This is a genomic window from Taibaiella helva (assembly GCF_003545695.1).
In the GTDB taxonomy this organism is placed as follows: Bacteria; Bacteroidota; Bacteroidia; order Chitinophagales; family Chitinophagaceae; genus Taibaiella; species Taibaiella helva.
Map to the genome: position 1 here is coordinate 446,855 of NZ_QUZZ01000003.1, position 25,018 is coordinate 471,872.

The window sequence follows — 25,018 nt, forward strand, 5'->3', positions numbered from 1 at the left end:
ACTTTCCGTGCTTCGGTTGACTGATCGGTATAAGTGATGCGCACATAGATACCCGGTACGAGCAGGCTGCTGAAAGCCTACGGCATCCATGCTCAGCGCTGCGATTGTTTTAAGCGGAAGCAGGGCGCATTGGAGGCCATGTCGGATCAAGCGAAAAAGTTGGGAGATGCAATTTAAGTATGCCCTGATGAAATCCGGAACACTACCCAGAGGATGGAACGCTTCTGCACTTATGGGTGAGCTTGTGCTCTCCTGCACGGCCAGGTCGGTCGGGACGTGCAACGGCCTGAACGGCGGCTGGATACATGCAACCCTGGTTTTGCTCCTACGGAGCAAGTTTATGTTTGTTCATGCTGGTACTACAAACATTCGGCTCCTACGGAGCCCTATAGCGTGGATAGCTATAGAATCATCTGCAAGCCTTTCCTATAGGATCGGGAAGGGCTTGCAGATCCAATGTCCGTTTTGAGAAACCAGGGAACACAAAAAAGCCAGGTTGAAATAACAACCTGGCTTTCTATTTGTAAGAATAAATTAAGCGATCTTTTCTACCTGCGAGTAATTCAGCTCTACCGGAGTAGCGCGTCCGAAGATCTTTACCACAATCTTCAGCTTCTTTTTCTCTTCATTCACCTCTTCAATAGTGCCGTTGAAATCGTTGAACGGACCGTCGATGATTTTGATGGTCTCGCCTACGATGTAAGGCTCTGCATAGCCGATACCCTGCTCAGATACTTCATCCAGCTTGCCGAACATCTTGTTCACTTCGCTTTTGCGCAGTGCGATGGGATGCTCCTTGCCCAGGAAGTGGATCACGCTGGTAACGCCGGTGATGCCCTGGATCATGGTATCGTTCAGTTTCCCTTCTACTGCTTCCAGCATAATGTAGCCGGGAAACAGGGTCTTTTCACGCAGCACCTTTTTGCCGTTCTGCACTTTGAATACCTTTTCCACAGGGCAAAGGATTTGCAGGATGACGTTACCCCATCCGTTAATCTTCACCTCTTTGTCCAGGTGCTCTTTTACCTTTCTTTCTTTTCCGCTCACAATGCGGAGCACGTACCATTTGGTTTCCTGCTCGACAGTCTGAGGCGTATTTAGGTCACTCATTTTTGTAATTTAATTGCTTAGGTCCGGTTGGAATAGCTACCGGCGGCTTATTTGCCCGCCATGTTGTAGATCAGGTCTTTCAATACGAATTTGGAGGCAGCGTCCATACCCAGCACCAGCAGGGTGATGATCGCCAGGGAAACCAGAACAATAAGGGTGGTTTGCTGCAATTCACTCCAGGAAGGCCAGCTTACCTTATGGACCAGCTCGTCGTAAGATTCCTGTATATAGGTTCCGAATTTGCTCATAAAATGTTGTAAATTAAAAATGCAAAAATCAAATTTAACAATTAAAATCAATTTTTGCATCAAAAAATTTGCACGGGTACTAGGATTCGAACCCAGATCAAAGGTTTTGGAGACCCGTATGCTACCGTTGCACCATACCCGTGTATTGGAAAGAACTCAAAACAAAAAGTCAAAAGAGTGCCTTTTGACTTTTGCAATTGGTCCGCAAAGATAAAGAACTTTTTCAAAACGGGAAAAAAATTTTTGATCTGTGATTGCAGGGCAATGGGAATACTTAACCGCCGGTATCATGACAAAGCTCAATAGATTCCTGGTCCCGAGCAGCTATTTTGCAATAACTTTTGTGAAGTGAAGGTGGTTTCCTAATTTAGCAGCCCGATAGAAAATGCTCTTTTTCTGGAGAGATACAAAATTAGCTAATCATATTTTTCATTCCATGATTGAAATAAAAGTGCCCCCCGTTGGCGAATCCATCAGCGAAGTAACCCTTGTAAAATGGATCAAAAATGACGGCGATTGGGTAGAGCGCGATGAGATCATCTGCGAGCTGGAATCAGAGAAAGCTACGTTCGAGCTGAACGCTGAGCAGGCAGGCATACTGCAAACCGTTGCCAAAGAAGGAGATACCCTCAATATCGGCGACATTGCCTGCAAGATCGATGAAACTGCCGAAAGGCCCGCAGCAGCTGCCGCTCCCAAAGCGGAAGAAAAGAAAGCAGAAGCCCCCAGGCAGGAAGCGCCTGCCGCCGCAGCCCAGCCTGCTGCCGATCCTTCTGTAAAGGCTTCTCCTGTAGCGAATGCGATCATGGCCGACAAACAAGTGAAGCCCGATACCGTGAAAGGAACAGGCGCTAATGGCCGTATCATGAAGCATGACGTGCTGGCCGCGCTGGAAAATCCCGGCCGAACTCCGGGCAAGCCGCTGTTCAGCCGCGAGAACCGTCCCGAGAAGATGAGCAATCTGCGTAAGACAGTTTCCCGCCGCCTGGTGGAAGCGAAGAACACAACGGCAATGCTGACCACCTTCAACGAGATTGATATGACCCGCATCATGGAGATCAGGAAGGTATATAAAGATAAATTCAAAGAAACACACGGCGTCAACCTGGGCTTTATGTCCTTCTTTACCAAGGCCTGCTGCATCGCCCTGCAGGAATGGCCTGCCGTGAATGCCTATATCGACGGTGAATCCATTATCTACCACGAATACTGCGATATCTCTATCGCCGTATCGGCCCCCAAAGGCCTTGTGGTGCCGGTGATCCGTAATGCCGAGAGCCTGGGCATGTTCGAGATTGAGCAAAAAGTGATGGAGCTGGCCGGCAAAGCCCGCGATAACAAGCTGACCATCGAAGAGATGACCGGCGGTACCTTTACCATCACCAACGGCGGCGTGTTCGGCTCCCTCATGAGCACGCCTATCATCAATATCCCACAGTCGGCTATCCTGGGCATGCACAAGATCCAGGACCGTCCTATGGCGATCAATGGTAAAGTAGAGATCCGCCCTATGATGTATGTGGCCCTCAGCTACGACCACCGTATTATTGATGGCCGCGAATCCGTAGGGTTCCTGGTAAGGGTGAAGGAGCTGCTGGAAAGCCCCGAGCTGTTGCTCATCGGGAAAGATCCCGTAAAAGCTTTGCTGGAACTGTAACACTGCGTTGAACACGATTTATAAGCATGAAGCGTTGCCCCGGTAGGAGCAACGCTTTTTTGTTTGGTACAGAATTGGAGTTGTTTCCGGTTTTGTGGTGTGCAGCCCGTTGACAGGGTAGATGCTACAGGGCTGCTATGGGTAGAGAGGGGCTTGTTAATTATTTAATGCAGCACTTCAAACTTCCGGACGACGAAGCCTTTATCCGTGCGGACCCGCACCGTGTATACGCCGGCAGCCAGCCCGGATACGGCCAGCTTGTGCTGCCCGCCGCCATCGGCCTTGCGATCGTACACCACCGCGCCCAGCACATTGAATACCGTTACCTGTTCCATACGGAGGTCTTGGCTCCTGTTGCCGATTGTTACCTGGTCTCTCGAAGGATTGGGATACAGTATCATATCGGCCTGGCTGGTATTGAGGAGAACGATCCCCGTGGTCAGATCGACATTGATGGTCTGGCTGATGGAGAAGTCGCCGCAGCCGTTGAATACTTTAAGCGTAACATTGTAGTAACCGCTGGCCGCGTACACATGCAGCGGGTTGACGTCTGTGCTCCCCGGACTGTTGTCGCCGAAATCCCATTCGTACGCATATACATTAGTCGGGTTCAGGGGCGAGAACCTTACCTTGCCCAGGTCTTCGTAAAATAAAGGAATGAAATTGAAGCCTTCCACGAGAGGAGAGGGCAGGTAGGCGATATGCATACTGTCGGCAGCCACGCAGGCATACGGTGTGGTTATGGTAACTGTATAGGTGCCGGAGTCGGCGGCCGAAATGGTTTGGGTGGTCGCACCGGTACTCCAGTCGTAGCTGTAGCCGGGGTTGGCGGCGTCGAGGGTAATGGCATCGCCCCTGCAGATCGCCGTATCGTTGCCGAGGGAAGGTACGGGCAGCGGGCGGATCACCACATTGGTGCTGCTGCTGATCACGCAACCGTTCACGCTTTTGATCTGTGCGGTATAGGTGCCGGCAGTGGTAACGTTGATACTTTGCGTAGTGGCGCTGCCCGGTGTCCAGCTGAAGGCGCTGCCGGCATTGCCGGCATTCAGCGTGGCGGTTTCACCGCTGCAGAGATTGGTGGTGGCCGGGAGCACGTTGACGGGAACGATACCCGGCGTGATGGTAATGGCATCGGAGCCGCTGCAGCCGCTGGGCAGGGTCACGGCCACAGAGTAGGTACCTGCAGCATTGACATTGATCGTTTTGGTTGCTGCCCCGGTGTTCCAGGCGTAGGTAGCGCCGGGATTACCGGCATCCAGTGTATAGGTGACACCTGGGCAAATGGTCGTGTCGTTGCCCAGGTTAACCGCTATGGAATTGACGCTCACACTTACGGGGGTAGCGTCTGCCGTTCCGCCGCCTGTGCTGGTGCAGGTCACACGGCAACGGAACTGGGTGCTCTGGGTAATGGGTGGTGTGGTCTGGGTGGCGGCGTTGGTACCGAAGTTGACCCAGGTGCCGCTGGTATTGTATTGCCATTGGTAGCTGATGGTGGGACCCGAAGTATTGCCGGTGAGGCTGAGAGTAGTGGTGGCATTGCAGGCCACAGCAGTGGCGGCAGCGTTGGTAGTGCCCGGTGTTGGCGTACCGCTACAGGTCAGGGATCCGATAATGACGTTGTAATCGGTGACTTCGCCGTAGAGCCCTGACATGAAGCAGGCATCGGCGCCGGTGATCGCCGTAGAAAAACGGACCCTTACACGCATGCGGGTGGTGCCCGAGAGCGCGCCGGCCGGTATGGAAATGGTGCCGGTCATGGCCTGCCCCGCTGTCGTGGAAGAACTGCCGCCGTTCAGTATGGTGAATTCGCTGGCATCAAAAGTATTGTTCTGGTTGTAGTCGATCCATACCGCAGCATAATCGCTCGTGGTACCCACACTTACCGATATGGGGTAGCTGCTGCCCTGGACCACATCGCCCGGTGTTACGCTGGCGGTGTAGTCATTGTAGCCTGTGGTGGCATTACAGCTGGGATTGTGATTTATGCCGGCAAAGGTAACATTGGTGGCGCGGTCATCATCGGTGCAGTCGATGGCGCCCGTAGGGACACAATATTGCGCACGGCCCGGAGCGGAGGCCGCTAAGAACAGAAGCAGGAGTAAAAGATGCGGTGAAAACTGGAATGATAAAGATTTTTTCATTGCGAAGGAATAGGTGAACTGTAAATATACAATTAAATTTTTGACCTACATTATTATGTAGTATTTATTTGACGAAACAAAAAAGCGACCCCTTAAGGGGCCGCTTTTGGCGTAAGCCGCTATTAAAAAATTACCTGATCTTTTCCAGTTTACGGACAACAAAGCCCTTGTCCGTAAGGATACGGACGGTATAGATGCCGGCTGCCAGTCCGGATACGGTCAGCTGATGTTGCCGATCTCCGTCGGCCTTTTGATCACAGACCATTGCGCCCAGCGTGTTGAACACTGCTACGCGCTCCATACGGATATTGCTGCTCCTGTTGTCGATCGTCACCCGGCTTTTTGAAGGATTCGGATAAAGCATTACATCGGCCCGGCCGGCATTAAGGGTGGCGATACCCGTGGCAAGGTCGACATTGATGGTCTGGCTGATGGAGAAGTCGCCGCAGCCGTTGAATACTTTAAGTGTAACATTGTAAAAGCCGGTGGCTGCATAAATATGTAATGGCATCGTGTCTGTGCTATGCTCGCTACCATCGCCGAAATCCCATTCATAGGCATATACATTAGTTGGGTTCAGGGGGGCAAATCTCACCTTGCCCAGGTCTTCATAGAAGAGAGGAACGAAGTTGAATCCTTCTACCACAGGGGAGGGCAGGTAGGCGATATGCATACTGTCGGCAGCCACGCAGGCATACGGTGTGGTTATGGTAACTGTATAGGCGCCGGAGTCGGCGGCCGAAATGGTTTGGGTAGTCGCACCGGTACTCCAGTCGTAGCTGTAGCCGGGATTGGCGGCATCGAGGGTAATGGCATCGCCTTTGCAGATCGCCGTATCGTTGCCGAGGGAAGGTACGGGCAGCGGGCGGATCACCACATTGGTGCTGCTACTGATCACACAGCCGTTTACGCTTTTGATCTGTGCGGTATAGGTGCCGGCAGTGGTAACGTTGATACTTTGCGTAGTGGCGCTGCCCGGTGTCCAGCTGAAGGCGCTGCCGGCATTGCCGGCATTCAGCGTGGCGGTTTCACCGCTGCAGAGATTGGTGGTGGCCGGGAGCACGTTGACGGGAACGATACCCGGCGTGATGGTAATGGCATCGGAGCCGCTGCAGCCGCTGGGCAGGGTCACGGCCACAGAGTAGGTACCCGGGGTGGCGACATTGATCGTCTGTGTGGTGGCGCCGGTGTTCCAGGCATAGGTAGCGCCGGGATTACCGGCATTAAAGGTATAGCTAATGCCGGGGCAAATGGTTGTATCGTTGCCCAGGTTGACCCCGATAGCATTTATGCCTACCGTTACCGGTGCCGAATTGCTGTTGCTGCCGCCGGGATTGGTACAGGTAAGCCGGCAACGGAACTGGGTGGTCTGGGTAATGGGTGGTGTGGTCTGGGTGGCGGCGTTGGTACCGAAATTGACCCAGGTGCCGCTGGTATTGTATTGCCATTGGTAGCTGATGGTGGGCCCGCCGGAATTGCCGGTGAGGCTGAGGGTAGTGGTGGCGTTGCAGGCAACGGAAGTTGCGGCCGCATTGGTTGTGCCAGGTGTCGGGGTGCCGCTGCAGGAAGCCGACATCACATTGACAGTATAATCTTCTATTTCGCCATAAAGGCCGTTGGTGCAGGGCAGCAAGGGATCGGTAGCCCAGTCTCTCAGTATGCGTATTCTCATCCTGGTATTGCCGGTAGTGGCCGTGGCCGGAATCGTAACCGATGTGGTAATGGTCGACACACCGGTGCTCGATAAAAGCGTATATACCGTCTCCCCGGGATCGTCGAAGTCGCCATCGTGGTTCCAGTCGATCCATACTGCCCATTTGTAGGTAAACAGGGCATCGGAGTTGGATGTCAGCGTGAAGCTGTTGCCGGCAATTGCCGTAACCACCATAGCGGTGTAGTCGGCATAGCCGTTCACCGAAGCAGTGGTGCCGGTGTTATTGATGTTCGTTGAGCCGCCGGTAGTGGTTACGCTGGCGATATAATAGATGCCGGTATTGGTATTGCTCGTAGCGGCGCAATAGGTTTGGGCTGAAGCACTGCGCGGAAGATTCAGCAGGATAGCCAGGATGAGCAAGGCCTGAAGGGCATGGCCTATACTGCCGGAGGTTTTCCTGAATAAAGTTTTCCTGGATAAATGGTTGATAGGAGTGTTCAGTGTAAATGGTTTGGTCATCATCTTTCACGTTTTTTTGGTTACTAAAAAACCGGAATTGGTTTATGGGGCATCATGGCTGAAGAAAGGCCATTTCCCAAGATACAATTACCTAATGAAAAATCATAATTTAATTTACACTGCCTCTTTCTGCAGGCGCCGGAACATTTATATCCGGGGCGATGGGACGGGTTGGAGCATTAAGCAGCCGGAACTCCGCTAAAAGGACAGGGCTTAGATATTACCTACCGTAACGTTGCTGTTTTGCAAGGCCCGCTCGATCTCCTTTTCCCGGCGGATCAGCTGCACGCGGAGCGGGCTGAGCAGCCAGCGCCCCCGGATACGCTTCAGCCGGTCTTCGGGTGTCAGTAGGAACAATCGTTTAAGCCAGGTCCAGGGAAGGAAAGTGCGGAAGGTGTCGGAGAGCTTGACGTAATACACAACCGTTTCGGCGCTGCATTGATCCAGCAGCTGTGCCACTTCCGCAGGGTCGTTGAAGGAAGAAATACAGAGGACAGAGCCATAGCGCGGCTCGAAGTAGCCGGTGAGCTCGCGGTCCCTGTGCCAGGCGCTGTTACTGATCACTCTTTGCACGAAGGCAGCGCCATTGAGCTGCTCAGGCACCTGCAATTGCTGATCGGGAATGAATCTGACTTCCCATTCCCTGCCGGTAAGGGTCTCATAGGCAGTCCATACCCGCTCCTTATAATAGTTCAGCATCTCGGCAGCAAAGTCGTTGTGACGTTGCCCGCTTCTGATAGAGGTATGGAAGCTGGCATAGAAATAAACATGAGAGGCGTAAGGATCAAAGATCTCAGGCACCCTAACCACCAGCTCCCGGCTCTTGGCATATACTTTCCACACAATGCGGCGCACATCATCGCCGCCTTCAAAGCCTTTATAATTCAGGTATTCTCCCTCGACCTTCCTCAGCTGGTCGATACGGGTATCGGTCTGCTCGGTTTTGCGGGGCAAGGCTTCTTTCTCATGCAGCTGTACCTGGTCGGGCGCCTGGTAAAAATGTCCTTTGACCTTCTGGATGACGGGAAGGGAAAAGAGCTGCAGCATATCTTCAAAGTACACCGCGCCGCCATTGATGGCATATTCTTTAATGTCGGGCAGCAGTATCCTGCTTTTGCCGGCCACACCTTCGCGCCAGAATTGCTGCGCCTTACGTTTGTTGGAAGCCAGAGGGAACTTATCGGTCATGTGGCGGTCATCATAAAAAAGCCGGCCTTTAATAAAGCCCAGGAAGGGACGCCGGGCTTTGCGCAACAGGGTTTCTATCCACAGACCCTTGTTCTTTTCCGCAGGTCTGAATTCAAATTCCAGCTGGTAACGGTGACGACGGCGTAGCCACAGGTAATGCAGCCAGCAGAGAAATGTAGTGAGGACGGAAAAGCCGATGAGCGCTACCACGAACCATAGCGCCGTTTTACCCATCAGGAGGATCAACGGCTTGAAGGAGGAAATATCCTCGCCTTTTACCGGTTCTGCAGGCTTCACGATCTTAAAGCATAGCCACAAGGCTATTGCGACAACGAAGGCATTAAGGGTTAACGGAAAATATTGCCCATAATAACGCAGACGCGTCCTGAGGTTTTTCCACTGTATCATTTGCCGGGAAAGTTACGGATTAAATGAATAGCCCCCACACTCATTTCTTGCCGCTCCGTGGCGGCAAAAATGCGCTGTGTACAGATACCCTTTCCCCTATACAGCTCTTTTTGTAGAGGTATAAATATTCTCAATAATATTTTTGGTCGGGATTTACGCCAACAATTACGACCTTTGCCCGCGTTTCGGGCTTAAGCCCAACCGCAACCGGCGAATGCGGCCAAAGAAAGTTTAATTAAACGTTTGTTTAATTTCTGAAATTGGTTAATTTTGCATCTGAAAACAGTGACAATTATCTGGTGTATGAGTGATGTTTCTTTCAGGGAAAGGGCGCAAAAGGGCATTTATAAGATTATTAATCCTTTTGTGCGTTTTCTGATCCGGCTGGGGCTGACGCCCAATGCGGTAACAACAATAGGGTTGTTGCTGAACATAGGGGTGGCGGTGATCTTCATCATCGGCGCAGAAAAGGGGAACCGCGGCGAGCTGGGTTATGTCGGCTGGGCCGGTGGTCTGATCCTGTTTGCAGGCCTTTTCGACATGCTGGATGGCCAGGTGGCGCGTTTGGGCAAGATGTCCTCTACTTTCGGCGCCCTGTACGATTCGGTGCTGGACCGTTACAGCGAGCTGATCCTGTTCCTCGGTATCTGTTACTATCTTATCTCCCATCACTATTTTTTAAGCTCTTTGTTTGCCTTTATCGCCATGATCGGCTCGATGATGGTGAGCTATACCAGGGCCCGCAGCGAAGGGCTCGGTATTGAGAACAAGGGCGGGTTGATGCAAAGGCCCGAGCGCGTGATCCTGATCGCCCTGTCGGCGATCACCACCGGTGTCGCAGCCGCATTTGTAGAGGGCGACGGCAAAGTATTTATTCCTGGTATCCGTTTTCATGTGTTTGAATTAATGAGCATCTTTACAATCCCCATAGCAATAATGGCTGTTTTAACCAATATCACTGCGTTCAAGCGTCTTATCGATGCCAAAAAAGCACTGGATAAGATCGATGCAGAAAAAGCGAAAAAAGTTTCCACCACCAATATAGCCGCCGTGCTCCTGCTGGGTGCTACTTTATTTGCCGCGCCGGCGATGGCGCATCCCCCGCGTATCGACGACGGCCGTGCAACCTTTACCGAAGCGGTCGATACTTTTCCGGTACCTAAGTTCAATGCCAAGACCCAGTTCTACGTACAGCGTACCCCCAATACCAATACAATCATGTACGAGCTGAACATGAAGAACGGCGAGCTGAACGAAGACAATCCCATTCATGTGTACTGGATAAGATATACGGAGGGTGGCGGCACAAAGGAATTATCATATATTCAGCGTAAATTTGCCTATGGTGTTAAAACGGTGAAGATCGCGGATGAAAAATTCAAGCTCCTCTTCGCCGCTTACGACAAAATTCCTTTTTACCTGATGAAATCCACTGCCGGTATCTACCACACTTACGTGGAGCTGGACGGCAAAATGGTTGTGCTGAAAAGGTTGTATATCCGTATCGATCCGGGTGGCACCTTTTGGGCGCCCAATGTAAAATACGTGGAGTTCAAAGGGACGGAAGTCGCGAGCGGAAAGGAAGTGATCAAAAGGATCAACCCGAAGTGGAAGCCCCCGAAGCAGTAGCGGCATACCGGCAAAGGCCTGATCAGAAAAAAAAAGACAATGAAAAAGAATTACGTTTCCAACTCTACCGAATCCATACGCATGTTCAAAAGCAACTTCCTGGAAACCTTTTCAAAGGTTCACTGGACGGTGCCCATGATCCTGTATGTACCGGTGGTGCTGGTATTTGCCTACCTGGGGTTGTTTGTAGCGCATACCCCTGTGCTGACTTTCCTGGGTATGTTTGCTGCCGGCCTGCTTTCCTGGACCCTGTTCGAATATGTGCTGCACCGCTGGATCTTCCATTATGTACCCAAGGCCAAATGGGCGCTGCGCCTGCACTTTATATTCCATGGCGTACACCACGACTACCCCAACGACATGAAAAGGCTGGTTATGCCGCCTTCCGTAAGCATTCCCCTGGCATTTGGCGTGTATTTTGCTTTACGCGCGCTGATGCCGCCTGTATACCTCTATCCCTTCTTTTCCGCGTTTGTGGTAGGCTACATCATTTACGATACTATGCACTACGCGCTGCACCATTTCAATTTTAAAGGTGAATTCTGGAAAAAGATCAAGAAGCACCATATGCTGCATCACTACTCCGACGCGAGCAAAGGCTTTGGCGTGAGTTCAGAACTGTGGGATAAAGTGCTGAATTCCGGCTTCCCGAAGAAGAAAAACTAATGAGTTCAACAACCATAACGAATGTTTCCCGTATCAGTCCCATGCCCGTGCACCGGCGGCTGCTGCTTGCGGGAGGTATCAGCGTCGCGTATCTGATCCTTTCCTTTTTCCTGATCGGTTTCCGTCCCGAGCAGATCTTTATATCGGGTGTGTTCTTCCTCCTGTATACGCTTTCCAAGAAGACACGCAACTTCGTCCTTACCCTGATGCCTTTTATCGTTTTCTGGGTGATCTTCGATTATATGAAGGCCTTTCCCAATTACCGGTTCAATACAGTGCATATCGGGGATCTGTATGCCCTGGAAAAAAAGTACTTTGGCTTCAGCTACCAGGGTAGCCTGCACACCATTAACGAATTCTGGACCCAGAACCGCAACACCTTTCTCGATGTGCTCAACGGCTTCTTCTACCTTTGCTGGATGCCGGTACCCATTTCTTTTGCCGGCTACCTGTTTTTTAAGAACCGGCGGGCAGCTATCGAATTCTGTCTCACTTTCCTGCTTACCAATTTCGTAGGCTTTATCGGCTATTATGGCTACCCGGCGGCGCCGCCATGGTATATCCACGAGCATGGCCTCGCCTTCAATCCGGCCACACCCGGTAATATTGCCGGACTGGCAGGCTTCGATCATTTCTTTGGCGTGCAGATCTTCCACGGTCTCTACGCCAAAAGCTCCAATGTATTTGCGGCGATGCCTTCCCTGCATACCGCCTATGCATTGCTCTCGGTTTATTATGCGTTCAGGAAGAATGTAGCCCTGGGCTGGAAAATATTCCTTACCATCGTTTGCCTGGGTACCTGGTTTGCGGCCCTCTATACCGATCACCATTACCTGCTGGATGTGCTGGTCGGTATCCTGTGCGCGATCATAGGGATCACCCTTTTCCGCAGTGTACTGTTGAGAACCCGCGGCTTTAAGAAATTTATGGACGGTTATTACCAGCAGGTAGCCTGAGGCATATCAGCAAAGGAATACCAGGATGCCGATCGCTGCAGCCAGCACCGCTGCGATCAGTACCGCTGCAGCACCGATATCTTTAGCCTGCCCGATCAGCGGATGATGCGCTTTGCTCACCGCATTAGCCAGCCGTTCCAGTGCGGTGTTAAGCGCTTCGGTGAGCCACACAACACCTATAGCTAACAGGAGCAAGGCCCAGCGAAGCGGGCTTAAGCCGCGTATGCTGCCGGCGCACAGCACCACCACGGTCGCCAGAGCATGCAGCTGCATATTGCGCTCCGAACGGATTAAGGTATACAAGCCTTGAAAAGCGTAACGAAAGCTTTTCCCCAGCCGCGATAGTTCCTTTCTCATAAGCAATTTCCTTTACAAAAGGCGACAATTCTGCTGCCAAAAGGTTGGCCCCGCAACGCATAAGCTGCAGGGCAACCGGCATAGGGCAGGGGCTTGGGTAGAAAAAAGAACAGGTGTAATACTAAGCTCAGGCGGCCAGCCGGATCCGGTTACGTACCGCCTCAATGGGTTGCTGTACTAAGCTGAACCAGTTCAGCCGGTTCAGCGAGGGCGTGCTGCGGCCCCTGATCCAGGCCCGCCGGAAAACACCCCATTTCTCGGGCATAAGGAGCAGGCCCACCGCTACGCTGAACAGCACAGGGGCGGTAATACGACCGTTAGCCAGCATAAAGCATTGCAGGCATACCTCTCCTTCTTCCGTAGGCGGATAACCCAGCACCACATGCTTGATGTCGTGCTTCTCGTAATGAGGCAGCAGGTGAAGATCATTGTCTTCAAAAAAGGAATACAGCGCTTTGCCTACCGTGCCATCAGGTAGCTTTTGCAATTGCTTTAGCGAATAGGGAAAGCGGTAGCCCCTACGGACAAGCTTGAAATAGGGCAGGGCGACCTCATGTGCAAGGTAGACCAGGAGCCGTTTGCGCAGGGAACTGAGTTGTATTTTCATAATAGTGACATTTTTTTGAGGGAGAGAAATGAATAGTCAGGGCTTCGGAATGCTTGTATTGCCGGTTGCTCAGCGTACATCCAGCTACCGCAGGCAAGCTGTAATGACCGCAACTGTAAACAGGAGGAAGCAGCCGATAGCAATCATCGTAGCTGTTGTCCATCTTGCTTTTATCAGGAATGTTTTGTAGATCATAGTATAAAAGAGCTGGCCTGTGGGCCTGTTAGAACTTAAGGTCTCCCATTGCTGAACCGGCTGCCAATACGATCAGTGTAATGATACAAGCAGCAATGCCGAAGAAGATCGCTAAGACAGTTCCTACTGCAGAAAGGACAGCCCAATCGCCCGGCCGGTGCTGCCGCATCCATCGCCGTCCTTTTTGCAGCAGCCGGAACAGCAGGCCGCAACTTGCGCTGACCGGTATGCCTGTCAATAACACCCAAGCACCTTTACCGCCCATACTTTGGTTCAGCAGGTTGATGCCGGCAAGCACAAACTGCAGGTAGCAGGCTGCAGCGACAATGATCGGGTATGCCCATTCTTGTTTCATTAAAAGTACTTTGTTTTTCAAAGTAAATAGATAAAATAAGAGCTGCGCTTTTTGCCGGCGGCGTTGAGCGCCCGGCTTGCGCAGCCTTTAGTTAACGCTTTTGATGATCTTTTCGAGCGCGTCGAGGTGCTGGCGGAAAGCCTTCTCGCCGGCGCGGGTAATGGAATAGACGGTATTGGTCTTACGCCCGATAAATCCTTTTTCCACTTTAATATACTTGTGCTCCTCCAGGGTTTTCAGGTGGGTAGCCAGGTTACCGTCGGTAGCATCGATCAGCGCCTTGAGGTCGTTGAAGTTGATGTCTTCATTCACCATTAGGGCGCTCATGATGCCGATCCGGATACGGCTGTCGAAAACCTTGTTGAGCTGTTCGAGTTCTTTCCTCATTTACTGATCATATTTGCGCCACATGATAATGCCATAGACAATGTGCAGCACGCCAAAGCCGAGAGCCCAAAGATAAAGCCCATATCCCGGTGAAAGAAATAATCCGATGCAGCCCAGGATCACTTCCGTTAAACCCAGGTATTTAATATCCGAAACGGTATACTTGCTGCCATTGATAAGCGCCAGACCATAGAAGATCAGGCAGGCGGGTGAAATGTAGATCCAATCGCCACGATAAGCAAAAGCTAAAGTAACAATAGCTCCGGCGACTAGCGGAATAGCCAGGTTGATCACCATTTTACGGGAAACTGCATTCCACATTTTTACCTCGGTCTGCTTATTCTTTCTGTAGGTGAAATAGAAGCCACCGATAAAGGCTACAGTAAAGGTGCTGATAGCAAGAACGAGGAACTGCAGCATATAGCTTCTGAAATCTTCAAGATAATTTTCAATAGCGCCAGCAGCAGAAAGCTCAGCCTCAAATGAGCCATAATAGTAAGTAAAACCATGGGATTTTTCTAGCCACCCAAAGGCTATTGCGGCGCCGGCAAGAGCCACTGTGCCCGCCCATACGCCGCTCCAGCCGCTAAGCGAGAGAAAGCGTGCCGAACGTTCCATAATACTGCGGATCTGTTGCAGGGTTTCCAGCGAATTGTCTTTTTCTTCCGTGTTCATAAAAGCACTTTGAAAAACAAAGTAAGTCGATATTTTTTTAACAAACAACTATCGGGTCAAAAATATTTTTGACTTCTTCATCCCTATTTCAGCTGATCTTGCTCCATTGCATCTGTTGGTTGCGGCTCCGGTGGATATCCGTTTTCAGACGCTGGTGCTGTTCCAGGTAGGGATCGGCCGACAGGATTTCCTGAGCGGCGATCTTTGTTTCTTCCATAATATCGACATCGTGAATGATGTCGGCGATCTTGAAATCCAGCGCACCGCTCTGGCGGGTGCCATAGATATCGCCGGGACCGCGCATCTTCAGGTCTTCTTCTGCAATCAGGAAACCGTCGTTAGTCTGTGTCATGATGTGCATGCGCTGGCGGCTTTCTTTGCTCAGTTCGTAGCCGGTAAGGAGGATGCAATAGCTTTTTTCGCTGCCGCGTCCTACACGGCCCCGCAGCTGGTGCAGCTGGGACAAGCCGAAGCGTTCGGCGCTTTCGATCACCATTACCGAGGCATTGGGCACATTCACGCCCACCTCGATCACCGTGGTGGCCACCAATATATGGGCATCGCCGCCGACAAAGCGCTCCATATTGCGCTCCCGCTCGTCCAGGGCTTGCCTGCCGTGCACCATGGCCACGCGGTATTGGGGATCGGGAAACCAGGCCCGCACTTGTTCGTAGCCGGCCTTCAGGCTTTCGTAATCCAGCTTTTCCGATTCTTCGATCAAGGGATACACAATATAGATCTGGCGGCCCTTTTCGATCTCGTGCTTCATGAACTGCATCACTTTGGGCCTGAAATTCTCGCTGCGGTGGATCGTTTCGATAGGCTTACGTCCTGGTGGCAGCTCGTCGATCACCGATACATCCAGGTCGCCGTACACTGTCATGGCGAGCGTGCGGGGTATAGGTGTGGCCGTCATCACCAGCACATGCGGCGGACGCTCATTCTTGGCCCAGAGCTTGGCCCGCTGGGTAACGCCGAAGCGGTGCTGCTCGTCGATCACCGCGAGGCCCAGGTTGCGGAACTTTACCGAATCTTCCACCAGCGCATGCGTACCGATCACCACCGGGATCAATCCCTTGGCCAGGCCTTCCAGCACTTGTTTGCGTTCTTTGCCTTTTACGGATCCGGTAAGCAGGGCAACCGGGATCTGCAGTGGCTCCAGCAGCTCTTTAATGCCGTGATAGTGTTGCTGGGCCAGTATTTCGGTAGGCGCCATCAGGCTGGCCTGGAAGCCGTTGTCGAGGGCCAGGAGCATGGCCATGAGGGCCACGATCGTTTTGCCGCTGCCGACGTCTCCCTGCACCAGGCGGTTCATTTGCTTGCCGGAAAAAGTATCCTGCCTGATCTCCCGCAGCACTCTTTTCTGCGCACCCGTAAGCGCGAAGGGCAGGTGTTTTTCGAAGAAGCTGTTGAAATAGGCGCCTACTGTGGGGAATACAAAGCCCGCTTGCTGGTGGTGGTTCAGCTTCAGGCGCTGAATGCGCAGCTGGGTAATCAATAGTTCCTCCCATTTGAGCCGCCGTTCCGCTGCCTTGCGGTGGTCTTCACCCGCAGGAAAATGGATCTGCCGGTAAGCTTCGAAACGTGGGGCCAGCCTGTAATGCTGTCGCAGCGCTTCCGGCAGGATCTCGGGGATATCGTTGGGCTGTAGTCGTTCCCACAGGGCCTGCAGCACTTTGGCAAAAGCACGGTTGCTCAGGCCTTTGGCCTTCAGCTTTTCGGTGGTGGAATATACAGGCTGCATACCGCCGATCTTTTGCGCATTGGGCTGGAACAGCTCTATTTCCGGATGGCTGATGGTTGGTAGCCCGTTGAAATAGGTCAGCTTGCCGAACACGCTGTACGTGGCATTGGGCTGTATGCTCTTCTGGACATAGCTGATGCCCTGGAACCAGATCAGCTCTACCCGGCCGGTCTTATCGTATAAAGTAGCGGTGAGCCTTTTTTTGAAAGATTTGCCCTCTTCGCTCAGGTTGACAATAGTGCCCTGGAGCTGTACATAATCCTGCTCCGGGGATAAAGCGCCGATATGCTGGACCTGCGCGCTGTCGAGGTAGCGTAGGGGGAAATGCTGCAACAGGTCGCCGAAGGTATGAATATCCAGCTCTTTGCGCAGGAGCTCACCCCTGAGCGGGCCCACCCCTTTCAGAAATTCGACGGGTGTATCTAAGACGGTTTCGTTTGGCAACGGCGATCAATTCTGTTCGCGCAAAAATAAGAAGTATGGGGCAGGCAGAAAAGTGATCCGGCTGGTGGCGTTTTTGGAATAAGCCCGTGGTGCGATCCGAAGCTAAGGGTCAAAAAGAAACCCGGCAAAAGCTTGCCGGGCCCTTCATTTGAACCAATTTGCATAATCGAACCTGGCTATTAGAATAGTTACAGGAGCAAAAGTTTAATCGCCTTGCGAAAAGAAAATATATAAATATTGTCCTCCTGTTTGGTCGTATCCCTTTGCCGGTTGAATATCTGGAAATGTTCGTTCTATTTGCTGCCGGTCTTCAGATCAATCCTTCGCGTACCAGGTCGTGCAGGTGCACCATACCAGCATACTCGCCCTCATGGGTGACGATGAGCTGGGTAATGTCGTGTTGCCGCATCAGCTCAAGCGCCTGGACAGCCAGCTCGCTATCCTCGATGCTTTTGGGATTGCGGGTGCAAATGTCTTTCGCGGTAAGCAGCGAAGTGTCGGTATTGTTTTCCAGCATGCGGCGAAGATCGCCGTCGGTGATCACCCCGATCAGCAGCCCGTCTTCCATTACCGCGGTAGCCCCGAGGAATTTGCCCGATATCTCGATAATGATCTCCCGCAGCAAAGCGCCGGCATCAACTTTAGGACGGGCATTCCGGCTGCTGAGCTCCTGAACGGTGAGGTAAAGCCGTTTGCCCAGGGCGCCGCCGGGATGAAAGCGCGCAAAGTCGCGATCGCTGAAGCCCTTCAGCTGCAGCAGGCTTACTGCCAGGGCGTCGCCCATGACCAGCTGGGCCGTGGTGCTGGTGGTCGGCGCGAGGTTGTTGGGACAAGCCTCCGCATCGATGGTCGTGTTGATGAAATAGTCGGCATGAGTAGCCAGGTAAGCGTCCTTATTGCCGCAGATAGCGATCACTTTGTTGCCGAAGTTCTTTACAAAGGGTAGCAGCGCTTTGATCTCAGGGCTTTCGCCGCTTTTGGAGATCACCACCACTACATCGTCGGGCTGTATCATGCCCAGGTCGCCATGTATCGCGTCGGCGGCATGCATGAACAAGGCGGGCGTGCCGGTCGAGTTCATGGTCGCCACGATCTTTTGGGCAATGATGGCGCTTTTGCCGATACCGGTGATCACCACACGGCCTTTGGCCTCATGCATCAGCATCACCGCCTGCACAAAATTGTCGTCGACAAACTCGTTCATGCGCTGCAAAGCAGCGATCTCACTTTGTATCGTATGAATAGCGTATTCGCGTATCTTTTCCGGGTTGGGTAACATGGGCGCAAAGGTATCGAGTTTTTCACCGTCTTTGCTGAAAACAGGTCTTTCTTCAAAATTGACGGATTTTACCCCTTATTTGTCGGTGTAACCCGTGCCGGAGCCCGTGCGGTCCCGGTATCTTTGCCTGTACAAGTTTCCAGAACCTTTAAAACTGATATACGATGTCCTTCCAGGCTTATCTCGACAATATCCGGGCCAAGACCGGTAAAAGTCCTTCTGATTTTAAACAGCTGGCCGAACAAAAGGGCTTTCTGAAAGCGGGAAAGCTGGCAGCAGACGTTAAAGCCGGCGAGATCGTGCAATGGCTCAAAGACGACTATGCGCTGGGGCATGGCCATGCGATGGCGTTATTCGCCCTGTTTAAAGGCATTAAGAAAGAAGGCGATCAATAATAAGGGTACCTTGTTTTAAAAATCACTAACCATGACCAATAAAGAAGTTGTAGCCGAATACATGCAGGGCTTCCGCGAAACGGACCATGCCCGTATTCTCGCCTGCCTTACTGATGATGTCGAATGGTATATGCCGGGCTATTTTCATCACAAAGGGATCGATGCCTTCGACAAAGAGATCGAGAACGACGCCTTTACCGGCAGCCCGGCGATAGCCATTTTCCGCATGACAGAAGAAGGCGATGTGGTAATTGCCGAAGGCGCGGTGCAGTGCACGATGAAGAGCGGCTTTGTGCTGGACGCCTTGTTCTGCGACGTATTTGAAATGCGCGGAGGCAGGATCAGCAAGTTGATCACCTACCAGGTTAATAAAATACCGGCAGCGTAACCGTATCCGCATGGGCTTGACGGAACATGTGATTAAATCGTTAGCCCGCTCCTCGCCTTTCCTGCAGCGTTATTGGTTGTACTCAAGTTCGGCATTATCGACCGGAGTTGCCGGATCGTTCTGTACCATGCGGGCAATATCCACTTTACGCAGGAAGATTACACCTTGTTTAGCCCTGGCATAACGGATAAACGCTTCGACCGCCTGTACCATAGCCGGGCTGCCGCCGATCCTGTCGTGGAGGCTTACGCTCATCATACGGCGCTGTGTTGCCCCCTCGGCATAGAGCTGGTCAAATTCCATCTTCAGCTGCGCCAGGAATTGATCGGGGCTCCAGTGCCGGCCTTCGATATTGACGATGTCATTATTGCGCAAGGTATAGGGGATGATCACAAAGTTTTTGCCGCGCACTTTGGTAATGAATGGCTCGTCGTGGCTCAGGTCGTCGATATGATATATATAACCCAGGTCCTGCAACACTTTGAGCGTATTGGGACTGCGGCGGAGCCAGTTGCAGTTGTAACCGGCCGGACGCTGACCGGTAATGGCCGCTACCGTATCTGTTCCTTTCCTGACGAAGTCCAGCTCCTGTTCATAGCTCATGTTCCACTGGTTATCCCAGGCCAGGCCATGGCCTGCGATCTCATGTCCGCCGGCAGCTATAGCACGGGCTACCTCCGGGTAACGTGCGGCTGCAACGCCCACCACATGCGAGGTCACTTTGATGTCGTATTTCTTCCATAATGCCAGCATCCGGTAGATACCCTCCGTAGCACCGTAGCGGAACCAGCTTTCCGCAGGCAGGTCAGGGCGCCCTTTGGGCAGGGGATTGCCCGAGAAGGGGCTTTCCGCGCCTTCGGGCTGGCCACCTGTTTCAAATTGCATGGAAAAGGAAATGACCAGGCGGGCGCCGTTCGGCCAATAGGTCTTTGCCTGCTTATCGGCGCCTGCCGGGCGATTGCGTTGCTGTGCCGGCACAGCGCCCGGAAATAGGGTGCCGAGCAGCAGGACCAGGATGAAGTAGTATGTTCTCATTTTTTTTACTTTTTACGGGAGCAAAAGTACCGGACAAGGCTATAGCAAACCAGGTAAAAAGCAAAGGTATTTTTGTAAAAAACGATCTTTGCCGGATGGAACGCTTTAATAGCTTTTACGCGCTTAATGTGTTTGTGCTGGAAAGGGATACCTGGGAATATCCCCGTCACCGGCATAACTTTTACGAGCTGATCCTGATCGAAAGCGGTTCGGGAAAGCATTTGCTGAATGATATCGAGATACCCTACCGCAAAGGCGACGTATTCCTGATGGGGCCCGACGACGCGCATTATTTTGTTGTGGCACGGAAGACCCGTTTCCTTTTCGTGAAATTTACCGAACAGATCCTGTTTGAAAAGCTGGACGGGAACAGGAAAGGAAAGTGGGCTGATGCTGTGCGGGGGCTGCTGCGGCCGCGTTATGCTACTACGGGCAGTATCGTGCGGCGGGCAGAAGACCGCCGTCCTGTATTCCTGCTGGCCCGGTTGTTGCTCGCAGAATTCGGAAAATCCTGCCTTTACAGCCGGGAAGCGGTGCTGGAGCTGTTCGGTGCGCTGATGATCTTTATCGCACGTAATGATAACCCTGCGCCGCTCAACCGGGAAAAAGACAGGACCGGCGATATACTGGGCTATATCCGCCTGCATGTAGGCGACCGGGAAAAAGTAACGCGGGAGGCCCTGGCGGCTCAGTTTCATTTGTCGCCCAATTATATCGGCATCTATGTAAGAAAACATACCGGGCTTTCTCTGCAGCAGCACATTATGCAGACCCGGATCAAAGCCGCTGAATTGCTGCTGAAGCAAAGCCGGCTCAACATCAGCGAGATCGCCGAACGCCTGGGCTTCAACGACGCCAGCCATTTCAATAAGCTGTTCCGTAAATACCGCGGGATGAACCCGGGCGCTTTTACCCGCTGAATCTTTCTGCGGTTCCTGGTGTTGCCCACAGGCCACGTAGCCGGTCTCCGTATCCTGTGGTTTTTTGTCATATTTTCCTTACCTTTGCGCACTTTTTAGAAACTATCTGGGGGAAATGGTAAAGACATCTTAACACCCGGTATCGCCGGTAAAACCTTTTCTCTGTTTTATTTTGCACATATGAACATTCGTAACATTGCCATCATCGCTCACGTTGACCACGGCAAAACATCATTGGTGGATAAGATCATCCACGCTACGCAGGTATTCCGCGACAACCAGGAAACCGGCGAGCTGATCATGGACAACAATGACCTGGAGCGAGAACGGGGCATTACTATCCTGAGCAAGAACATTTCTGTGACTTACAAAGGTGTAAAGATCAATGTGATCGATACTCCTGGCCACGCCGACTTCGGTGGCGAGGTAGAACGCGTGCTCAAGATGGCGGATGGTGTGCTGCTGCTGGTCGACGCTTTCGAAGGCCCTATGCCGCAAACCCGTTTCGTACTGCAAAAGGCGCTGGGTCTGGGCCTGCGTCCGATCGTGGTGATCAATAAGGTGGACAAGCCCAATTGCCGTCCCGATGAAGTGCACGATAAGGTATTTGACCTGTTCTTCCAGCTCGATGCTACCGAAGAGCAGCTCGACTTCCCCACGCTGTACGGCTCGGCTAAACAAGGCTGGTACAATACTTCCCTCACGCCTACAGACAATATCAATGCTGTGCTGGATGCCGTGCTGGAAAAAGTGCCCGAGCCGGTAGTGTCTGAAGGTAACCTGCAGATGCAGATCACCTCCCTGGATTATTCTTCCTTCCTGGGCCGTATCGCCGTAGGCCGTGTTGCCCGCGGAACGATCAAAGAAGGACAAAATATACAGCTGTGCAAGCTGGACGGCAGCATGGTGCGCAATAAAGTGAAAGAACTGTACACCTTTGAGGGTATGGGCAAAAAGAAGGTATCTGAAGTAGCAGCCGGTGATATCTGCGCCGTCGTGGGTATCGACGATTTCCAGATCGGTGAGACCATTGCCGATTTCGAAAACCCCGAGCCGCTGCCTGTGATCCATATCGACGAGCCGACGATGAACATGCAGTTCAGCATTAACAACTCGCCTTTCTTCGGCCGCGAAGGTAAATTCGTTACCAGCCGTAATCTGCGCGACCGCCTGACCAAAGAGCTTGAAAAGAACCTGGCGCTGCGTGTAAAAGATACCGATGATGCTGATAAATTCCTGGTCTATGGCCGTGGTATCCTGCACTTGTCCGTATTGGTGGAGACTATGCGCCGCGAAGGCTACGAGCTTACAGTAGGTCAGCCCCAGGTAATTACCAAGGAGATCGATGGCCAGAAATGCGAGCCCTTTGAAACCCTGGTGGTGGATGTGCCCGAAGAATTTGCCAGCAAGGTGATCAACCTGGTTACCATCCGCAAAGGAGAGCTGCTGATCATGGAGTCCAAAGGAGAAATGCAGCACCTGGAATTCGATATGCCTTCCCGCGGCCTGATCGGTCTGCGTTCGCAGATGCTGACCGCTACTGCCGGAGAGGCTGTAATGGCGCACAACTTTGCCGCTTACAAGCCCTGGAAGGGTGTAATCCCCGGCCGTAACAACGGTGTGCTGATCGCCAAGCAGGGCGGCAGCGCTACCGGCTACTCTATCGACAAGCTGCAGGATCGCGGTTCCTTCTTCATCGATCCGGGTGAGGAAGTCTATACCGGCCAGATCGTGGCGGAACATATCAAACCAGGCGATCTGAACGTTAATGTGGTAGAAGGGAAGAAGCTGACCAATATGCGGGCCAGCGGCAGCGATGCAGCTACCAGCATTGCCCCCAAGATCCAGATGTCGCTGGAAGAATGTATGGAGTACATCCAGCAGGACGAATGCATCGAGTGTACGCCGCAAAGCATCAGGCTGCGTAAGATCTTGCTGGATGAAAACGAGCGGAACAAGTACGCCAAGACGATGAAGGCTTAATAGATTGATAATAAACTATTAAGGTAGTAGCCAATCGTTCTGCTCCCACTATAAAAGAGAACAAAACAACGCAAAAGCTGCCGGGGTCTGGTGGCTTTTGCCTTATTAATAGAGAGGGTCATGATCGATTTTTCGAAGGAAATAACATTCCGCACGGCCCGCAGCGGCGGAAAAGGCGGTCAGAACGTGAACAAGGTAGAGACGCTGGCCGAGGCGCTCTGGGACATCAGTAACACAGGTTTCTTTAATGCGGAACAACAGGCGATGATCCGCGAAAAGCTGGCCGGCAGAATCAGCAGCGAAGGTTGGCTGCAGGTCAGATCAAGCGAGGCGCGCACCCAATTGGGCAATAAGAAAAAGGCTGTGGAAAAAATGTTGCTCCTTGTCAATCAGAGCGTCCTGAAGCCCAGGAAGCGGTTGGCGTCGAAGCCCTCAAAAGCTGTGGTAGAAAAACGGTTGAATATGAAGAAGCGGTTGTCAGAGAAGAAGTTACACAGGAGAAAAGATTGGTAATTTTGAAGAAAAGAAGGCAAAAAGTATAGGAAAGAAACGGGGCTTTTTAGTATTAAATTTATTTCATTAACTTCTCCTTAGTAAATTATTAATGCGCTTTTTTGCCTTTAAACAAGTGTTTAATTTATTTTTGTACTTAATTTTTTAATTAGCTTTGGGAACCCGGCGTCGTGCTTTGCGCGGAAATGAGGAAGGAACGCCGGCCTTATATCCCCAAAACAAAAAGGGAGCACTAAATTAAATTTATATTAATTTAGCACCTTCAATTGGCCTTACATGCAGAAACGGTTACAACAGAAAGCAGCAAAGTATACCGCACCGGCGCAAGCCCGTGAACAAGGTATCTACCCTTATTTCAGACCAATATCCTCAGGACAGGACACAGAAGTTTATATTAACGGGAAAAGGGTGTTAATGTTCGGCTCCAACTCTTATCTGGGTTTGACCAATCACCCCAAAATCACAGAAGCAGCAATAGAAGCTACCCGCAAATATGGTACTGGCTGCGCTGGTTCCCGCTTTCTCAACGGAACACTCGACATACACGAAGAACTGGAGCGCCGTCTGGCCGCCTATGTAGGCAAAGAGGCTGCCGTAATATTCAGCACGGGCTTCCAGGTTAACCTGGGCGCCCTGTCTTGCCTTACCGGCCGTAACGACTACCTGATCCTTGACGAATACGATCACGCTTCCATTATCGACGGCAGCCGCCTTTCCTTCTCCAAAGTCATTAAATATGCTCACAACGATATGGCCGATCTGCGCAAGAAGCTGAGCCAGCTTCCTGAAGACGCAGTAAAGCTGATCGTGGTGGATGGGATTTTCAGCATGGAAGGCGATATTGTCAAGCTGCCCGAAATGGTCGACATCGCCGATGAGTTCGGCGCCAGTATTATGCTGGACGATGCCCACAGCTTCGGTGTGATCGGCGAAAAAGGCGCAGGTACCGCTTCCCACTTCGGCCTGACCGACAGAGTAGACATCATTTCCGGTACCTTCAGCAAATCCCTGGCTTCTCTCGGCGGCTTCCTGGCAGCAGATAAAGCCGTGATCGAATTCCTGAAGCATCATGCCCGCTCCCTCATCTTCAGCGCGAGCATGACACCGGCTTCCGCCGCCAGCGTACTGGCAGCTCTGGATATTATTGAATCCGAACCCGAACGCATCGAGCAGCTGTGGGCCAATACCCGCTATGCGACCAAGCTGCTGCTTGATGAAGGCTTCGACCTCGGCCCTACGGAAACCCCCATTATCCCGATCTACGTACGGGACAACATTAAAACCTTTAACCTGACCTGCGGTCTGCAGGAGCAGGGTGTATTTGTCAACCCCGTAGTATCGCCCGCCGTGCCGCCCGACAGCACCCTGATCCGCTTCTCGCTGATGGCCACCCATACCTTCGCCCAGATCGAAGAAGCCCTGGGTAAGCTGACCAAGCTGGCCAAAGAGCTGAACATTGCCACTGTAAAAGAAAGAGTATAATTTGCCCCCTGCAAATGAACGATAATAAAAACAGAACGCTGAACGGATCAATGATCGGCGTTCTGTTTTTTTAGGGCCTT

The 25,018-nt window shown here is 52.1% G+C and carries 22 protein-coding genes, 1 tRNA gene and 1 pseudogene; 10 read left to right on the forward strand and 14 right to left on the reverse strand.

Features of this window, described 5'->3' with window-relative positions; translation table 11 throughout:
- Positions 1–534: 534 nt before the first annotated feature.
- From nusG to DZC79_RS07200, 3 genes are all read right to left on the reverse strand, one after another.
- The gene (nusG, locus tag DZC79_RS07190) at positions 535–1,110 is read right to left on the reverse strand and encodes a transcription termination/antitermination protein NusG (RefSeq protein ID WP_118950872.1); all 576 of its coding nucleotides are present in this window, start codon (positions 1,108–1,110) and stop codon (positions 535–537) included.
- A gap of 47 nt (positions 1,111–1,157) precedes the next feature.
- Positions 1,158–1,358, reverse strand: a complete 201-nt coding sequence (secE, locus tag DZC79_RS07195; RefSeq protein WP_118950873.1) for a preprotein translocase subunit SecE — start codon at positions 1,356–1,358, stop codon at positions 1,158–1,160.
- 71 nt (positions 1,359–1,429) lie between these two features.
- Positions 1,430–1,500 (reverse strand) — tRNA-Trp (locus DZC79_RS07200).
- Positions 1,501–1,794: 294 nt separating this feature from the next.
- Between DZC79_RS07200 and odhB the strand changes: the two genes are divergently transcribed.
- Positions 1,795–3,015 (forward strand): 2-oxoglutarate dehydrogenase complex dihydrolipoyllysine-residue succinyltransferase, encoded by a 1,221-nt coding sequence (odhB, locus tag DZC79_RS07205; RefSeq protein WP_118950874.1) that lies wholly within the window; start codon positions 1,795–1,797, stop codon positions 3,013–3,015.
- Positions 3,016–3,179: 164 nt separating this feature from the next.
- Here odhB and DZC79_RS07210 read toward each other — a convergent pair whose 3' ends face one another.
- From DZC79_RS07210 to DZC79_RS07220, 3 genes are all read right to left on the reverse strand, one after another.
- Positions 3,180–5,159: a GEVED domain-containing protein gene (locus tag DZC79_RS07210; RefSeq protein ID WP_118950875.1), complete on the reverse strand. Its 1,980-nt coding sequence runs from the start codon at positions 5,157–5,159 to the stop codon at positions 3,180–3,182.
- Positions 5,160–5,289: 130 nt separating this feature from the next.
- Positions 5,290–7,335 carry a GEVED domain-containing protein gene (locus tag DZC79_RS07215; protein WP_118950876.1) on the reverse strand — a complete coding sequence of 682 codons (2,046 nt, stop codon included), beginning with the start codon at positions 7,333–7,335 and terminating at the stop codon, positions 5,290–5,292.
- A gap of 210 nt (positions 7,336–7,545) precedes the next feature.
- On the reverse strand, positions 7,546–8,928 hold the full coding sequence (locus tag DZC79_RS07220) for a DUF58 domain-containing protein (RefSeq protein ID WP_118950877.1): 1,383 nt from the start codon (positions 8,926–8,928) through the stop codon (positions 7,546–7,548).
- A gap of 303 nt (positions 8,929–9,231) precedes the next feature.
- On the opposite strand from DZC79_RS07220, the gene DZC79_RS07225 reads away from it, so the two are divergent.
- The 3 genes from DZC79_RS07225 to DZC79_RS07235 are packed head-to-tail and all read left to right on the forward strand — an operon-like array spanning position 9,232 to position 12,179.
- The gene (locus tag DZC79_RS07225) at positions 9,232–10,557 is read left to right on the forward strand and encodes a DUF4833 domain-containing protein (protein WP_118950878.1); all 1,326 of its coding nucleotides are present in this window, start codon (positions 9,232–9,234) and stop codon (positions 10,555–10,557) included.
- 39 nt (positions 10,558–10,596) lie between these two features.
- A complete protein-coding gene (locus DZC79_RS07230; RefSeq protein WP_118950879.1) occupies positions 10,597–11,223 on the forward strand; it encodes a sterol desaturase family protein in 627 nt (208 codons plus the stop codon).
- Positions 11,223–12,179, forward strand: coding sequence for a phosphatase PAP2 family protein (locus DZC79_RS07235; RefSeq protein WP_232831782.1), 957 nt, complete (start codon positions 11,223–11,225; stop codon positions 12,177–12,179). The genes DZC79_RS07230 and DZC79_RS07235 overlap by 1 nt, the downstream gene beginning before the upstream one ends.
- Before the next feature lie 6 nt (positions 12,180–12,185).
- Here the strand turns inward: DZC79_RS07235 and DZC79_RS07240 are convergent, their stop codons facing one another.
- From DZC79_RS07240 to DZC79_RS07270, 7 genes are all read right to left on the reverse strand, one after another.
- Positions 12,186–12,536 (reverse strand): diacylglycerol kinase family protein, encoded by a 351-nt coding sequence (locus tag DZC79_RS07240; protein WP_118950881.1) that lies wholly within the window; start codon positions 12,534–12,536, stop codon positions 12,186–12,188.
- A 127-nt stretch (positions 12,537–12,663) separates the two neighbouring features.
- Positions 12,664–13,143, reverse strand: coding sequence for a Coq4 family protein (locus DZC79_RS07245; RefSeq protein WP_118950882.1), 480 nt, complete (start codon positions 13,141–13,143; stop codon positions 12,664–12,666).
- Between the two features lie 223 nt (positions 13,144–13,366).
- Positions 13,367–13,693: a hypothetical protein gene (locus tag DZC79_RS07250; protein ID WP_118950883.1), complete on the reverse strand. Its 327-nt coding sequence runs from the start codon at positions 13,691–13,693 to the stop codon at positions 13,367–13,369.
- 87 nt (positions 13,694–13,780) lie between these two features.
- Positions 13,781–14,080, reverse strand: coding sequence for a winged helix-turn-helix domain-containing protein (locus DZC79_RS07255; RefSeq protein WP_118950884.1), 300 nt, complete (start codon positions 14,078–14,080; stop codon positions 13,781–13,783).
- Positions 14,081–14,755, reverse strand: a complete 675-nt coding sequence (locus DZC79_RS07260) for a hypothetical protein (RefSeq protein ID WP_118950885.1) — start codon at positions 14,753–14,755, stop codon at positions 14,081–14,083.
- A gap of 88 nt (positions 14,756–14,843) precedes the next feature.
- Positions 14,844–16,943 carry an ATP-dependent DNA helicase RecG gene (gene recG, locus DZC79_RS07265; RefSeq protein WP_118950886.1) on the reverse strand — a complete coding sequence of 700 codons (2,100 nt, stop codon included), beginning with the start codon at positions 16,941–16,943 and terminating at the stop codon, positions 14,844–14,846.
- Between the two features lie 310 nt (positions 16,944–17,253).
- Positions 17,254–18,222 (reverse strand): KpsF/GutQ family sugar-phosphate isomerase, encoded by a 969-nt coding sequence (locus DZC79_RS07270; protein WP_118950887.1) that lies wholly within the window; start codon positions 18,220–18,222, stop codon positions 17,254–17,256.
- Between the two features lie 164 nt (positions 18,223–18,386).
- Here DZC79_RS07270 and DZC79_RS07275 point away from each other — a divergent pair, with 164 nt between their 5' ends.
- On the forward strand, positions 18,387–18,617 hold the full coding sequence (locus DZC79_RS07275) for a DUF4287 domain-containing protein (protein WP_118950888.1): 231 nt from the start codon (positions 18,387–18,389) through the stop codon (positions 18,615–18,617).
- A gap of 31 nt (positions 18,618–18,648) precedes the next feature.
- Positions 18,649–19,005: a nuclear transport factor 2 family protein gene (locus tag DZC79_RS07280; protein ID WP_118950889.1), complete on the forward strand. Its 357-nt coding sequence runs from the start codon at positions 18,649–18,651 to the stop codon at positions 19,003–19,005.
- Between the two features lie 69 nt (positions 19,006–19,074).
- On the opposite strand, the gene DZC79_RS07285 is transcribed toward DZC79_RS07280, so the two are convergent.
- Entirely contained in the window at positions 19,075–20,040 is a 966-nt protein-coding gene (locus DZC79_RS07285) for a polysaccharide deacetylase family protein (protein WP_118950890.1), read from the reverse strand.
- 95 nt (positions 20,041–20,135) lie between these two features.
- On the opposite strand from DZC79_RS07285, the gene DZC79_RS07290 reads away from it, so the two are divergent.
- The 4 genes and pseudogenes from DZC79_RS07290 (at position 20,136) to spt (ending at position 24,938) form a co-directional block, all read left to right on the forward strand.
- Positions 20,136–20,960, forward strand: coding sequence for an AraC family transcriptional regulator (locus tag DZC79_RS07290; RefSeq protein WP_198666811.1), 825 nt, complete (start codon positions 20,136–20,138; stop codon positions 20,958–20,960).
- 180 nt (positions 20,961–21,140) lie between these two features.
- The gene (typA, locus tag DZC79_RS07295; RefSeq protein WP_118950892.1) at positions 21,141–22,943 is read left to right on the forward strand and encodes a translational GTPase TypA; all 1,803 of its coding nucleotides are present in this window, start codon (positions 21,141–21,143) and stop codon (positions 22,941–22,943) included.
- Positions 22,944–23,078: 135 nt separating this feature from the next.
- Positions 23,079–23,456, forward strand: a pseudogene (locus tag DZC79_RS07300) (peptide chain release factor-like protein); the annotation flags it as partial.
- Between the two features lie 276 nt (positions 23,457–23,732).
- On the forward strand, positions 23,733–24,938 hold the full coding sequence (gene spt, locus DZC79_RS07305; RefSeq protein ID WP_118950894.1) for a serine palmitoyltransferase: 1,206 nt from the start codon (positions 23,733–23,735) through the stop codon (positions 24,936–24,938).
- Positions 24,939–25,018 lie beyond the last annotated feature (80 nt).

Bases quoted from the DNA above. Each gene is read 5' to 3' on its own strand.
- nusG (WP_118950872.1), bottom strand. From the start codon at position 1,110: ATGAGTGACCTAAATACGCCTCAGACTGTCGAGCAGGAAACCAAATGG.
- secE (WP_118950873.1), bottom strand. From the start codon at position 1,358: ATGAGCAAATTCGGAACCTATATACAGGAATCTTACGACGAGCTGGTC.
- odhB (WP_118950874.1), top strand. From the start codon at position 1,795: ATGATTGAAATAAAAGTGCCCCCCGTTGGCGAATCCATCAGCGAAGTA.
- DZC79_RS07210 (WP_118950875.1), bottom strand. From the start codon at position 5,159: ATGAAAAAATCTTTATCATTCCAGTTTTCACCGCATCTTTTACTCCTG.
- DZC79_RS07215 (WP_118950876.1), bottom strand. From the start codon at position 7,335: ATGATGACCAAACCATTTACACTGAACACTCCTATCAACCATTTATCC.
- DZC79_RS07220 (WP_118950877.1), bottom strand. From the start codon at position 8,928: ATGATACAGTGGAAAAACCTCAGGACGCGTCTGCGTTATTATGGGCAA.
- DZC79_RS07225 (WP_118950878.1), top strand. From the start codon at position 9,232: ATGAGTGATGTTTCTTTCAGGGAAAGGGCGCAAAAGGGCATTTATAAG.
- DZC79_RS07230 (WP_118950879.1), top strand. From the start codon at position 10,597: ATGAAAAAGAATTACGTTTCCAACTCTACCGAATCCATACGCATGTTC.
- DZC79_RS07235 (WP_232831782.1), top strand. From the start codon at position 11,223: ATGAGTTCAACAACCATAACGAATGTTTCCCGTATCAGTCCCATGCCC.
- DZC79_RS07240 (WP_118950881.1), bottom strand. From the start codon at position 12,536: ATGAGAAAGGAACTATCGCGGCTGGGGAAAAGCTTTCGTTACGCTTTT.
- DZC79_RS07245 (WP_118950882.1), bottom strand. From the start codon at position 13,143: ATGAAAATACAACTCAGTTCCCTGCGCAAACGGCTCCTGGTCTACCTT.
- DZC79_RS07250 (WP_118950883.1), bottom strand. From the start codon at position 13,693: ATGAAACAAGAATGGGCATACCCGATCATTGTCGCTGCAGCCTGCTAC.
- DZC79_RS07255 (WP_118950884.1), bottom strand. From the start codon at position 14,080: ATGAGGAAAGAACTCGAACAGCTCAACAAGGTTTTCGACAGCCGTATC.
- DZC79_RS07260 (WP_118950885.1), bottom strand. From the start codon at position 14,755: ATGAACACGGAAGAAAAAGACAATTCGCTGGAAACCCTGCAACAGATC.
- DZC79_RS07270 (WP_118950887.1), bottom strand. From the start codon at position 18,222: ATGTTACCCAACCCGGAAAAGATACGCGAATACGCTATTCATACGATA.
- DZC79_RS07275 (WP_118950888.1), top strand. From the start codon at position 18,387: ATGTCCTTCCAGGCTTATCTCGACAATATCCGGGCCAAGACCGGTAAA.
- DZC79_RS07280 (WP_118950889.1), top strand. From the start codon at position 18,649: ATGACCAATAAAGAAGTTGTAGCCGAATACATGCAGGGCTTCCGCGAA.
- DZC79_RS07285 (WP_118950890.1), bottom strand. From the start codon at position 20,040: ATGAGAACATACTACTTCATCCTGGTCCTGCTGCTCGGCACCCTATTT.
- DZC79_RS07290 (WP_198666811.1), top strand. From the start codon at position 20,136: ATGGAACGCTTTAATAGCTTTTACGCGCTTAATGTGTTTGTGCTGGAA.
- typA (WP_118950892.1), top strand. From the start codon at position 21,141: ATGAACATTCGTAACATTGCCATCATCGCTCACGTTGACCACGGCAAA.
- spt (WP_118950894.1), top strand. From the start codon at position 23,733: ATGCAGAAACGGTTACAACAGAAAGCAGCAAAGTATACCGCACCGGCG.